General features: G+C 46.1%; 11 protein-coding genes. 9 read left to right on the forward strand and 2 right to left on the reverse strand.

Annotated elements, in window-relative coordinates; all coding sequences use genetic code 11:
- Nucleotides 1-660, forward strand: a complete 660-nt coding sequence (locus vsple_RS18350) for an HAD family hydrolase (protein ID WP_261883330.1) — start codon at nucleotides 1-3, stop codon at nucleotides 658-660.
- Between the two features lie 91 nt (nucleotides 661-751).
- Here the strand turns inward: vsple_RS18350 and vsple_RS18355 are convergent, their stop codons facing one another.
- The gene (locus vsple_RS18355; protein WP_255232234.1) at nucleotides 752-1,615 is read right to left on the reverse strand and encodes a MurR/RpiR family transcriptional regulator; all 864 of its coding nucleotides are present in this window, start codon (nucleotides 1,613-1,615) and stop codon (nucleotides 752-754) included.
- An 89-nt stretch (nucleotides 1,616-1,704) separates the two neighbouring features.
- Nucleotides 1,705-2,979 carry an amino acid deaminase gene (locus vsple_RS18360; protein WP_261883331.1) on the reverse strand — a complete coding sequence of 425 codons (1,275 nt, stop codon included), beginning with the start codon at nucleotides 2,977-2,979 and terminating at the stop codon, nucleotides 1,705-1,707.
- Nucleotides 2,980-3,155: 176 nt separating this feature from the next.
- Between vsple_RS18360 and vsple_RS18365 the strand changes: the two genes are divergently transcribed.
- The 8 genes from vsple_RS18365 to betB all read left to right on the forward strand — a co-directional run bounded on the left by vsple_RS18365 (nucleotide 3,156) and on the right by betB (nucleotide 13,532).
- Nucleotides 3,156-4,589: an N-acyl-D-amino-acid deacylase family protein gene (locus tag vsple_RS18365; RefSeq protein ID WP_261883332.1), complete on the forward strand. Its 1,434-nt coding sequence runs from the start codon at nucleotides 3,156-3,158 to the stop codon at nucleotides 4,587-4,589.
- Nucleotides 4,590-4,674: 85 nt separating this feature from the next.
- Nucleotides 4,675-5,067, forward strand: coding sequence for a RidA family protein (locus vsple_RS18370; RefSeq protein WP_261883333.1), 393 nt, complete (start codon nucleotides 4,675-4,677; stop codon nucleotides 5,065-5,067).
- A 202-nt stretch (nucleotides 5,068-5,269) separates the two neighbouring features.
- A complete protein-coding gene (locus vsple_RS18375; RefSeq protein ID WP_261883334.1) occupies nucleotides 5,270-6,784 on the forward strand; it encodes a sodium:solute symporter family protein in 1,515 nt (504 codons plus the stop codon).
- Between the two features lie 91 nt (nucleotides 6,785-6,875).
- Nucleotides 6,876-7,823 carry a sugar kinase gene (locus tag vsple_RS18380; RefSeq protein WP_261883335.1) on the forward strand — a complete coding sequence of 316 codons (948 nt, stop codon included), beginning with the start codon at nucleotides 6,876-6,878 and terminating at the stop codon, nucleotides 7,821-7,823.
- A gap of 20 nt (nucleotides 7,824-7,843) precedes the next feature.
- Nucleotides 7,844-8,473, forward strand: coding sequence for a bifunctional 4-hydroxy-2-oxoglutarate aldolase/2-dehydro-3-deoxy-phosphogluconate aldolase (locus vsple_RS18385; RefSeq protein ID WP_102424957.1), 630 nt, complete (start codon nucleotides 7,844-7,846; stop codon nucleotides 8,471-8,473).
- Nucleotides 8,474-8,617: 144 nt separating this feature from the next.
- A complete protein-coding gene (locus vsple_RS18390; RefSeq protein ID WP_261883336.1) occupies nucleotides 8,618-11,068 on the forward strand; it encodes a beta-N-acetylhexosaminidase in 2,451 nt (816 codons plus the stop codon).
- Between the two features lie 333 nt (nucleotides 11,069-11,401).
- On the forward strand, nucleotides 11,402-12,004 hold the full coding sequence (betI, locus tag vsple_RS18395) for a transcriptional regulator BetI (RefSeq protein ID WP_255232227.1): 603 nt from the start codon (nucleotides 11,402-11,404) through the stop codon (nucleotides 12,002-12,004).
- A 67-nt stretch (nucleotides 12,005-12,071) separates the two neighbouring features.
- Nucleotides 12,072-13,532 carry a betaine-aldehyde dehydrogenase gene (gene betB, locus vsple_RS18400; RefSeq protein WP_261883337.1) on the forward strand — a complete coding sequence of 487 codons (1,461 nt, stop codon included), beginning with the start codon at nucleotides 12,072-12,074 and terminating at the stop codon, nucleotides 13,530-13,532.
- Nucleotides 13,533-13,542: the final 10 nt, after the last annotated feature.

Raw genomic sequence — 13,542 nt, forward strand, 5'->3', positions numbered from 1 at the left:
ATGTCTAAGCCTTTGTATGTATTTGATATGGATGAAACCCTAGTCAACGGCGATGCTGCGATGATGTGGAATGAGTTCTTAGTCGAAAAAGGTATTGCGAGTGATGCAAGTTTTGTTGAAGAAGATCAGCGCCTTATGGGACTCTACACCCAAGGTAAGCTGGATATGGAAGATTACCTAACATTCGCCATGCAGCCGCTTGCTGATATGACAACACAACAAGTGAATGCCTTGGTTGAGGAGTGCGTTGACACCAAAGTTCTACCTAATCTGTTTAAGCAGACTCTGCCATTGATAGAGCAACTAAAGCGCGATGAAATCGACATGCTGATCATCTCTGCCAGTGTGACTTTTTTGGTTGAAGTCGTAGGACAAAAACTCGGCATTTCTGAGGCACTTGGTATCGATCTGGTCGAGAAGCAAGGGCGCTACACATCCAAAATAGAAGGCGTGCCGAGCTATCGAGAGGGTAAAGTGACACGCTTAGAGCAGTGGATCGCTGCACAACCGACAACGTACTCAGAGATTCATTTCTACACTGACTCGATCAATGATCTGCCGCTTTGTGAGTATGCGGATTATGTGTATTTGGTGAACCCATGCCCACGACTGAAGGCATTGGCCGACAGACCGAATTGGCAGACCTTGAATTGGGACTGATGCCGATTGTGGCCGCTTGAACAAAAAACTCTGACATCGCGTCGGAGTTTTTTGTTTTTACATCGAGACAAAGCTTATGACTGAAAGGGTTTTAGTCACCAAGAGGTTGTCGGTCGCCCCCTCCTCGGTAGGAGTCTAAAGCAACTTTCAAGCGGCGCAATTTATCGCGCGAGCGGTTCTTGTGATTGACTGCCATGCCCATTGAAAGTACATCCACTAACGCCAGCATCGCGTAGCGAGACGCCGATGGTTTGTAGATGAAATCAGTTTCCATGTGCTTAATAGGTAATAAGATATCCGCAATGTTTGCTAGTGGTGTATCTTGTGGCGTAATCGCGATGATCTTAAGTCCATATTGTTTCGCTAGTTCGGCAGTTTCGGTGATAACGGGCGTAAAGCCTGTCGCGGAAATCATCACCATCACATCATTGGCATCGGCTGTAGCGGCAACCATGCGTGACATTAAGCCATCGTTGTACGACACCACTGGATAGCCTAAACGAAACAGTCGGTGTTGCAGCTCTTGAGAGGCAATAGTTGAGCCGCCACCCATGCCAATAGCAATAATCTGTCTGGCGTTGTGTAGCCAGTTTACCGCGGTTTCAATGTCTTGTTCTTTGAACAGAGTGCGGTTGATGTCTAGGCTCTGCTTGATCGACTCGTAGATACCTTGATAACCCGTTTGGTTCACAGGTTCGAGAATAAAGCGCTGGCCAACTGTTAGGGTTTGAGCAAGCTTGATCTTCATGTCACGTACGTTGTTACAGCCAATCGCCTTAGCAAAACGGGTAATGGTAGCTTCGCTCACTTGCGCGTTTTCAGCGAGTTCTGTAATGCTGGCTTTGGCGGCAAACTCAATGTCATCCATGATCAGCTTGGCGACTTTTTTCTCGGCATCACGAAGAGCGGGAAAACGCTCGGTTATCTGTGAAATGATATCTACTTCTAAACTCAAGAATCCTGATCCTTTATTGATGGGGCTATGCCTTAGCCCCGTTAGTATATCTGAATGTTTGGCTGATTCTAGCCTATTGAAAAATCGAGCTAGAAGCAGGTCTCTACCCAGTTTGTTACCTGATAGTCGTCATCGCTGATAGCAATGTAACGCCACTTATCGAAAGTCAAACATGGGTGTGAGGTTGAGAACGCAATCATGTCACCCACTTCAATCTCTGAAGAGCCGTCCGTTTCCACAAAGGTATGTTGATCCATCACGGCAGTCGCCGTCAGACCTTTTACTGAGATAGCGTCACCATCGCGATATCCGCGTTCAGCAATTGGTAAACCCGCATCAAAAGCCACATCACGTTTACCTAGCCCAACCACCAGTTTGGTTGGCTCAGGACGAGAGATAACATATGCCCAAACCTCAAGCGCCGACTCTAAATCCCCACCTAATTCACAGGCGTAACCTTGGTTTACCTGCGCTCGTTGCAACACCTTGCTTTGAGCATCTAGGTAGATCCCAGTATCGTGAATGGCATAGCAGCCTGGGCGGATGATCGCTAAGTAATCGGTCAGATTTGCCAAACATTCTGCCACCACATCATACCAAGCAGAACCTGCACCAGTGATGATTGGCTGCCCTGTGATCAGCCCATCTGATGTAAGGCTTTCGACAGAGCTTAGCGCTTGCTTTATGAAGGTACGAATATCTTGCTCGGCATTGTCGCCATGAATCACACCTTCGTACACTTCGATGCCTGCAAGAGAAAGTGCAGGCGCTTCTCGAATGGTTTGTGCCAGCTCCAGAACTTCTTGTGGTGAGCGACAGCCGCAGCGCCCGCCTGGTACTCCAAACTCGATCAGAACTTTTAGCGATTGCTCGGTGTTAGCAAAGTGTTGACTCAATTGCTGCACGTTCACTGGTGAATCGACACAGCAGTAAAAGTCGACGTCGAATTCACGAATAAGTTGTTCGATGATCGCAATATTGGTTTTACCTACCAATTGGTTGGCCATGATGATTCTTTTTGCCCCCGCCATTGCTGCAACCTCTGCTTGTGCAGGTGTCGCAACAGTAATTCCCCAAGCGCCATTTTCTAGTTGCTGGCGAAAGAAATCAGGTGTCATCGATGTTTTACCATGTGGTGATAATTTCACCTGATGATGATCGGCGAATGATTGCATCCAATTCAGATTATTGGTTAAGGCTGATTGTTTGATAATTGCTACCGGAAGCGAAATATCCTCATCGACCAGTCGATAAACGCCGTTCTCAGTTCGTGATACTGCTCTCCCTTTTTGGCCTCTTTCAGTCAAGACGAAACAATCTTTTTGATACTTTATAACATCTTTTTGTGCAGGGTTATGTTTCATTGCTGATTCCTAACATGTTTTAAGTGGTTGTTATTTAATGTTTAATTCTATCTACTATTTGTTTTGTGGTAGAAACTATCACACAAATTAAAATATTATGTGTGTTTTGTCACTGAAAATCATCGGTTGGATTTTTAATATAGCTCCATCAAGAGAGTGGATTGAGAGAGTGAGAAATGTTGTTCGATACGATAATTAAAAATGTAGAGGTGTTCGATGGCACCGGCGAACAATCGTTTTGTGCCGATGTAGCAATCCGAGATGGAAAAATCGCCGAAATTGGCAGCATTGATCATGAAGATTGTGCCCAGTTGGTTGAAGGAGCAGGCTTAGCATTGGCTCCTGGATTTATCGATGTGCACACACACGACGACACCAACGTCATTCGTTACCCTGACTGCTTGCCAAAGATCAGCCAAGGTGTGACAACCGTGATTGTTGGTAACTGCGGTATCAGTGCGTCACCGACGGTTTTAGCTGGTGACCCTCCAGATCCTATGAACCTTTTAGGCGCTCAGGCTGATTTCAAATACCCAACCTTTGCCGCGTATGCACAAGCGGTGGAGCAAGCACAACCTGCAGTAAACGTCGCAGCCTTAGTGGGTCACACCACACTGCGTAACCAAGTGATGGATGACCTGCAACGCACTGCAACAGAAGATGAAATTGCAAAGATGCAGAACAACCTTGATTTAGCGATGGAACAAGGTGCATTAGGTTTGAGTTCGGGCTTAGCTTACGCAAGTGCGAAACAAGCGAACGCGAATGAAGTGATGCAGTTAGCCAAAGTGCTGTCTAACCATGGCGGTATCTATACCACACATATGCGTACTGAATTTGAAGAGATCTTAAGCGCGATGGAAGAGGCGTTTGAGACTGGTCAATATGCAAAAGTGCCGGTTGTTATTTCCCACCTTAAATGTGCAGGTGCGGGCAACTGGGGTAGAACCGTTGAAGTGCTTGATTTGATGGACAAGGTTTCAGAGCATCAAGATGTGTCTTGCGACTGCTACCCATATTCTGCGAGCTCTTCGACATTAGATTTGAAACAGGTGACGGACGATTTCGACATCTTCATCACTTGGTCTCAAGCAAAACCAGAACATGCAGGCAAAACCCTAAAGCAAATTGCTGATGAGATGAACCTACCATTGATGGACGCCGCGAAAGCGCTTCAACCAGCTGGTGCGGTTTATCACTGCATGGATGAGAACGACGTAAAACGTGTATTGAAATACAAGCTGACCATGGTTGGTTCCGATGGTCTGCCTAATGACCCGCATCCACACCCGAGATTGTGGGGCACCTTCCCGAAAGTGCTTGGTCACTACTGCCGAGATGAAAAACTGTTCGCGTTACCAGAAGCGATTCACAAAATGACCGGAATGTCGGCTAAACGCTATAACCTCGCGGGAAGAGGCGAAGTTCGCCAAGGGGCATTTGCCGATTTAGTTTTATTTGATCCAAAGAATATTAAAGATACAGCAACATTTGAAAATCCTATTTCAGTTGCTGAAGGAATAGAAAGTGTATTTGTAAATGGTGAGCTAACTTACCAGAAAGGAAAAGTAAGAAATAATCGTTCTGGCGTTTTTATTTATCGTAATTAATTGAATAAGCGAAAATAAAAAGACGAATTAATTTAAATATATTGGAAAGCAACCAATATTATCTATAAAGAAGTGGAGTTAAAAAATGACTATTAAACGTTACGGTGTTGAAGGCGGAACAGGTACTGGCGGACAACATTTACCATTTGCACGCGCAACGGAAGCGGGGGGGGTCCTATACGTTTCTGGCCAGACACCGATGACAGATGGTGAGGTAGTTGAGGGGGGCATTATTGACCAGTCTCGTCTAGCGATCCAAAACTGTGTCGATATCATGACTGAAGCAGGCTACGGCCTAGAAGACGTAGTACACGTAAAGGTTGTACTAACAGACTCTCGTTACTTCCAATCATTTAACCAGGTATTCAAAGAGTTCTTTGGGGCTAACCCACCGGCACGTATCTGCATGGTTTGCGACTTAGTTGTAGATGTGAAAGTTGAAGTCGATGTGACTTGCTACCGCGCTGATCGCGTTTAGTTATAACCTAATCACAATAACCGACTTAGAGAGTATTAGGGCGTAGTTATCCCTGTTATTATTCCTTAATACTCTCACCCTACATTTATAAAAATTACTTTAATTAAAATACAAAAAATAAAGTAATTATATGAAATATAAAATGAATGAATCATAAATAAAAGTTCAGGAATGAACTTAATATTTCACTGAGAGGTGTCAAATGAACAGCACTCTTTTTCTTACAGGCTTCGGCGTGTACGTATGTTTTTTAATTTGGTTAGGCTGGTTTGTCTCGCGTAATCAAAAATCTGGCGAAGATTTCTTATTAGGTGGCCGTGGCCTGCCACTATTTTTAGTACTTGGTACAACGGTAGCGACGATGGTCGGTACGGGTTCAAGTATGGGTGCGGTTGGCTTCGGCTACGCAAATGGCTGGGCTGGAGCTCTGTACGGAATTGGCGGTGCTGTTGGCATACTATTGCTTGCGTTATGGTTTGCTCCGGTTCGTAAGCTGAACTTCATGACAATGAGTGAAGAGCTCGCGTATTACGTGGGTGCTAACCGAATCGTGAAAAACGTAGTTGGCCTACTTATCTTCATCGCATCCATCGGTTGGCTAGGTGCACACATTCTTGGTGGTGGTATGTACCTAGCGTGGATTGCTGACATTGACCTTAACCTTGCGAAGATCATTATTGCAGCGGCATTCACTATCTACGTTGTTATCGGTGGCTACACAGCAGTTGTATGGACCGATACTATCCAAGCAATCATCCTTTTTGCTGGCTTCATCTTGATGGCGGTGATGTCGGTGAACCACATTGGTGGCATGGATAACCTTTACGCTGCGATGGACCCTGCTGCTACGAGCTTTTTAGCAATCGATAAACTAGGTATTCTGCCTGCGGTTTCTCTGGCTGTGGTCATCGGTGTTGGTGTATTGGCAACGCCTTCATTCCGTCAACGCATTTACTCTGGTAAAGACGTTTCAACCATCCGCCGTTCATTCGTAGCTTCTGGTGTGTTGTACTTTTTCTTCTCTATCATTCCAGCAATCATTGGTATGGCAGCACACGCTATCGCCCCTACGCTGGATAACCCTAACTTCTCGTTCCCTTACATTGCAGCAACGGTACTTCCAGTTGGCGTTGGCATGATTGTTCTTATCGCCGGCCTATCTGCAACTATGTCGAGCGCAAGCTCAGATGCGATTGCTGGTGTGTCTATCCTGCTGCGTGACGTATACGTGATGTTCACAGGTCGTGTACCGAACAAAGAATCAATGATGAACTACTCTCGTTTAGCTTTGGTTGTGGTGATTGGTTTTGCACTGTTGTTTGCACTGACGTCAAACGACATCATTGGCTACATCACTAAGATGATTTCAACGGTTATGTCAGGCATGTTCGTGTGCGGTATGTTGGGTAAATTCTGGAAACGCTACAACTGGCAAGGTGCAATTGCAACGCTAGTGGGTGCTTCTGTGGCTTCATTCATCGTCATGCTCAACGCAGACCTCACTGCTTTCTGGGGTAATCCTGTGATTCCTTCTTGTCTATTCGCGCTCACAGCAGGTGTGGTCGTGAGCCTAGTGACTCCGGCTAACCAAGTAACACCAGAAATGGCAAAAGCGATTCTTGATGACGAGCGTGCTCTGATGGAGATGGAAATGTCTGAGACTGGCGTACTTGAAGAAGAAGCGGCACCTCAACGCCCTGCAAATCAAACAAGCTAAACCTAGTCTCCACAACTGGTTTGCTTAATTCAGGCCCTGTTTAGTGGCAGGGCCTTTTCACCTCGTTTATCTCTCTATTTTAGGATCGGCTATGCCTGTATCTTCTCACTTCAATATTGTTTTTTTTGGCGAATGTATGGTCGAAATCAGCGGCTCTCCATTAACCAAAAAGTTTGGCGGTGACACGCTAAATACCGCGCTTTACCTTTCTCGCTTAACTCAAAACAAAGACCTATCAGTGCATTACGCGACAGGTCTTGGTGGCGATGAACTGTCTCAAAATATGATTGATAGCTGGCAGTTAGAAGGTATTCAAACCCATTTCGTAGAGCGTATTGCGAACAAGCTTCCAGGTCTCTACATGGTCGAAACCGATGAGACTGGTGAACGACACTTTCATTACTGGCGCAACGACGCGGCAGTCAAATCTTATTTCCAAGCGAATGATTTGAATAAGCTTGAAATCGCGCTGACAGAGAAACAAGTCGACGCGGTTTACATCAGTGGTATTAGTATCGCGATTTTAGATAACACCTCACGTGAACGTCTGTTGAAAGCCATTGGCGTGTTCTCAAATCAAGGCGGTAAGGTCATTTTTGACAACAACTATCGCCCACAGCTTTGGACGACTGACCAAGCACAATACTGGTATGCCAACTTACTTCCAATGGTAGACATCGCGCTGATCACCGAAGACGACGACTTGCTTGTATGGGGTAACTCAGAGAGCGTTCAACAACGCTGCTTGCGCTTGGGTTGCCAAGAGATCGTTATCAAACGTGGCTGTGAGCCATGCAAAATCGTTCAGGTAGAAAGCGGCAAGGTAGTAGAAAGCTACGTATCAGCGACAGCTGTTGCGAACGTTGTTGATACGTGCGCTGCCGGTGACTCCTTTGCGGCGGGTTACTTAGCGGCACGTTTAACGGGTGAGAGTGCTACCGAAGCTGCTGAACTCGGCCACCAACTGGCTTCTACCGTTATTCAATATTCAGGCGCCATCATCCCGGTAAGCGCTATGAACCACTTAATTAAAAAATAGAAAGATAAAGCGAAATTATTATGTCTCAAGAAATGATCAACACACTTAAGCAATTCAAAGTTATCCCTGTTATTCAAATCAACAAGGTGGAACACGCGATTCCACTAGCAAAAGTGTTAGTAGAAAACGGCCTGCCAGTAGCAGAAGTGACGTTCCGTACCGAAGCGGCAGCGGATTCGATTCGTGCAATGCGTGATGCCTATCCAGAGATGTGTATCGGTGCTGGCACAGTATTAACCCCTGAGCAGATCGATCTTGCGAAAGAGGCGGGCAGTGAGTTCATCGTAGCGCCAGGTTTGAATCCAAATACGGTTAAACGTTGCCAAGAGATCGGTATGCCAATCGTACCTGGCGTAAACAACCCAAGCCAAGTAGAGCAAGCGCTTGAACTTGGTCTTAACTTCTTGAAGTTCTTCCCAGCAGAGGCGTCTGGCGGCATCAACATGGTGAAATCTTTGCTAGCGCCTTACGTTGATGTGTCACTCATGCCTACAGGTGGTATCGGCAAGCACAACGTGAACGATTACTTAGCTGTTGATCGCGTGGTGTGCTGTGGTGGCACGTGGATGGTGTCTCCAAAGATGATCGAAAACGAGCAGTGGGACGAGATTGCCGTGCTGGTTCGTGAAGCGGTTGAGCTGGTTAAGTAGCCATTGTTTAAATAGCTACAAGCTAAAAGCAAATAGCTCATTTGTTTTGAATTGACGACAACTAGCAGCAGTGGCTGATGGTTCTGTTTTGTGAATCGCCTCCGAGAAACCAAACAGAACCGCTCTTATATAGGAAAATTAATAATGAAAAAAACTATATTATCTCTATTGATTTCAGGTTCAGTAGTGTCCCCAATGGCGTTAGCAATGGCTCCGAATACCGATCTTAACTTAATGCCGTACCCTCAAACGGTTGAACTACAAGCAGGGCAAGTACAGGTCGACGGTAACTTCAAGGTTTACATCAAAGGCTTTAATTCTGATCGTGTTGAGTACACGGCGAAACGCTTTGTCGATCGTTTGGTACGCCAAACCGGTATCCCGATTCTGAATTGGCAGGTTGATAGCGCAGACGAAGCAAACCTGATCATTGATATTGACGCAGATCCAAAGTCTGAAATTCAGAACATCGACTCAGACGAGTCTTATAAGATTACCACTCAGGGCGAACAAATCACGCTGAGCGCCCCAAGTCCTTATGGCGCTATTCACGGTATAGAAACCCTTTTACAGCTCGTTGAAACAACAGCGACTGGCTACCACATCCCTGCCGTTACAATTGTTGATGAACCTCGCTTCCGTTGGCGTGGTGTTTCCTACGATACCTCTCGTCACTTTATTGAATTTGATGTGTTGATTCGTCAGCTAGATGCGATGGCTTCTGCAAAAATGAACGTGTTCCATTGGCACTTCTGGGACGACCAAGGTATCCGAATTCAAACGGAAGCTTGGCCGCGCCTATGGTCAGAAACTACCGATGGTGATTACTACACCAAAGACCAAGTTCGTTATCTAGTCGAGTACGCTCGTAACCTTGGTATTCGTGTGATTCCAGAAGTCTCACTGCCAGGGCACTCTTCTGCTGTGGCGCATGCCTACCCACACTTAATGTCGGGTGGCGAAGGTCAAAGTTATGACCAAGAGCGCGGCTGGGGTGTGTTTGAGCCATTGATGGACCCTCTAAACCCAGAACTTTATGAAATGCTGGGTGATGTGTTTGATGAAGTGACCGAGTTGTTCCCAGATGAGTACTTCCACATTGGTGGTGATGAGCCGAATTACTCTCAATGGATCAATAGCGAAAAGCATCAGAAGTTTATCCAAGAGAATGGTATTGATGGTGAGCGAGGTTTGCAGTCTTACCTCAACGTAAGAGTTGAGAAGATGCTGGAAGAGCGTGGCAAGAAGATGACGGGTTGGGATGAGATCTGGCATAAAGATCTGCCAACTTCTATCGTGATTCAAAGCTGGCAAGGTCACGACAGTATCGGTCGTGCTGCCAAAGAAGGTTATGCGGGCATTCTGTCTACTGGCTATTACCTAGACCAGCCTCAGCCTACGAGCTACCACTATCGCAATGACCCAATGCCAACCGGCATCACGGTTGATGATAAGCTTCACAGCGGTGAGAAATTCGTGACTTACCAGTGGCAAAAGCCTCGCTCTAAAGGCAGTCCACGTAAGGGAACGCTTACTATCATTGAAGCAAAAGACGGTACTTTCCGTGCGTTTAGCGATTACAACGGTAAGTCTCGTGAAGAGATCTACATCCTTGATTATGTGCCGGGCAAAACTTTTGTCGGACACTTCGATAACTTCATGTCTTACACTGAGTTCAACCTGAATCTCAATCCAAATGGCTTCTCTGAGGGCAGTTATCAATTGATTGGTAACGTGCGCTGGCCAACCACAGGTGAAGTGATTGCGAGTAGCGATATTGAAGGTAGTGTCATCCCTGAGCCTAATGGTGGTTACCCTGCTGAGCTTACTGACAAAGAAAAAGAGTTGATTCTGGGTGGCGAGATTACGATATGGCTTGAGAACAAAGACAGCCTCACGGTAGAAAACTACCTATGGCCTCGTAGTTACGCGATTGCAGAACGCTTCTGGTCGGATGCTGAACTGACCGATGAGCGTAGCATGTACAAACGCATGAAAGCGATGGACACATGGTCGGAAATCTCAGTGGGTCTGCGTCACCACGCGGATGCAGATATGTTGCTGAAGCGTATTGCCAGAGGCCAAGATATCGAAGATCTTCGTATTCTTTCAAAGTACACCGAGCCAGCACAATACTATGCTCGTAACTGGGAGAAGTGGAACTCAACAGAGCCTAAAGGCACTTTGTACAGTCAATACGAGCGCCTAAATCGCTTTGTTGATGCGCTGCCAGTAGAAAGCTACGCGGTGTATGAGATGCAAGACTTGGTCAACGAAGTTGCGACAGGCAATCAACAGGCATTGGAGCAACTTACAGAGCATTATCAGCAAGCAAAATCGGCTGCACTTGCCGCTAAAACTATTTTTGCTGCTAATGTCTCTTCGGTAGAGACTGTGGTGGTGGCAGAGAAAACGGTCGAAATTGCCGATCTGGCACTCACCTTGATTGCGAAAGCGAAAGCGGGTGAGCAAGTTCGAGAAGCAGACGCAAATGCCTACCAAGCTATTCTATCTGATGCTGCGAAGATCTACGATGAAGCGATCATTGCGATTGTTCGTCCAACGGAGAGCTTGTTAAACCACTTAAATCAGTAACTCTTCTCCAAGATATATACGAATTTAGCCGCCCAATGAGTCGTTGGGCGGCTTTTTTTGTCTGTGATACTCATACGATTGGAAGTCGCGTCCTTGCTCGTAAAATGACCAAGTTACCCCCGAAACTATCGAGTAATAAACATCATACCTCAAATCTTTATAGTTTTTATTTAGAGGTCAAATTATTGCCTAAGGTGTTGTTTTTATTTGTAATTGTGACTTTTTCGAGAGCTGTTTGTATCCATTTTGTTAAAATAATCATTTGAACCCTAACTAGTTTTCTGTCATTTTATAATTAATTGAACGTTCAATAAAAAATAAAAGGACTCGAAAATGCCCAAAGTAGGGATGCCAGATATCCGAAAACCACAGCTCGTACAAGCCACAATGACGGTGATTGATCGCGTTGGTTTGCATTCGGCCAGCATTGCGTTGATCAGCAAAGAAGCTGGAGTCTCTACTGGAATCATCAACCACTACTTTGGTGGTAAGCACGGGCTACTCGAAGAGACGATGCGTGAGATCTTGCGCCAACTATCGGTGACCATCACCAAGGCTCTAAGAGAATTACCGACTCATTCTCATCAACAAAGAATCAACGCCATTATCAATGGAAATTTTGAAGGCTACCAAGCAGAGAACAAGGTCGCGAAGACTTGGCTGGCATTTTGGTCCTACTCAATGCACGACGATCAGCTCAAACGGCTGCAACGCGTCAATGAAAAACGTCTAATTTCTCATTTGCTTATCGAACTAAAGGCATTGTTAGATCCGGAGCAAGCTGAGTTGGTGGCACATGGTATTGCATCTCTGATTGATGGCATTTGGCTACGTGGGACGCTTAACCCCGAAGGCATTGATGCAAACAAAGCACGCGCAATCATTAACGATTACCTCGACAAACAGTTGACCTTCTACTCGCTGAATGTCGATTAGCACAGTTACATGCTTGTCATTTTAATTGGCCAATAGAGCCGAAATAGAAACTAAGTCAGATACTGAAATGGAAATGAACTCTTTATACATAGATGGAAAAACGGTTGCTGCTACGTCTGGGGAAACCTTCGTTAGCACTAACCCTGCCAATGGTGAACCTATTGCGATCATTGGCCAAGCATCTCAATCCGATCTCGATCGAGCGGTTGAATCGGCGCAGCGTGGTTTTGCGGTGTGGTCGGCAATGAGTGCTGTCGAGCGCAGTCGTATTTTGAACAAGGCAGTAGAAATACTTAGAACACGAAACGATGACCTTGCAAGGCTTGAGGTTGCTGATACGGGTAAGCCATTGCAAGAAGCGATTGAAGTAGATGTGGCTTCTGGTGCAGACGTCATTGAGTACTACGCAGGTCTCGCGCCGACTCTGCAAGGTGAACAGCAACCTTTGAGTGAAAGCCAGTTTTTCTATACACGTCGAGAGCCTCTGGGGGTTTGTGCTGGCATTGGCGCTTGGAACTACCCTATTCAGATAGCGATGTGGAAATCCGCACCGGCATTAGCTGCGGGTAATGCAATGGTGTTCAAGCCTTCAGAAGAAACGCCGCTTACTGCACTAAAATTGGCTGAAATTTTCACGGAAGCAGGTTTGCCTGATGGTGTGTTTAATGTTGTTCAGGGTGATTACCGTGTGGGACAAATGCTGACGGCACACCCTGATATTGCCAAAGTCTCTTTTACTGGTGAAACAGGCACGGGCAAAGCGGTCATGGCTGATAGTGCAAAGACCCTTAAGTCGGTCACTATGGAACTTGGCGGTAAGTCGCCAATGATTATCTTTGATGACGCCAAGCTTGATGATGCGGTATCTGCAGCGATGGTGGCTAACTTCTACACCCAAGGTGAAGTGTGTACCAATGGTACGCGTGTTTATGTCCATGAAAACATCTATCAAGAGTTTGTCGACCAGCTAAAGGTGCGCACAGAAAAGCTCGTGATCGGTGATCCAATGGACATTGAAACACAAATCGGTGCACTTATTTCCAAGCAACACCTATCTAAGGTTCTTGAAGCGATTGATATGGCTAAACAGTCAGGTGCAACGCTGCTGACAGGCGGTTATCAAGTCACTGAGAATGGCTTAGGCGATGGCAATTTTGTGGTGCCAACCGTGTTTGTGGATTGTGATGATGATATGCCTCACGTCCAGCAGGAGATCTTTGGGCCTGTGATGTCGGTACTTAAATTTACTGATGAAGATGATGTTATTCGCCGCGCAAACGACACCCATTATGGCTTAGCTGCGGGTGTCTTTACCCAAAACCTATCGCGAGCTCACCGCGTTATCCATCAAATGCAAGCCGGTATTTGCTGGGTAAACACTTGGGGCGATTCACCTGCCGAGATGCCTGTCGGTGGTTATAAGTTATCTGGGATTGGTCGCGAAAATGGGCCAGAAACCCTACTTCATTACACCCAAACCAAGAGCATTCTTATTGAGCTAGGCGACTACGCCAGCCCTTATGCATAACGCTTAACCT

The organism is Vibrio pelagius (assembly GCF_024347575.1).
GTDB classification, from domain to species: domain Bacteria; phylum Pseudomonadota; class Gammaproteobacteria; order Enterobacterales; family Vibrionaceae; genus Vibrio; species Vibrio pelagius.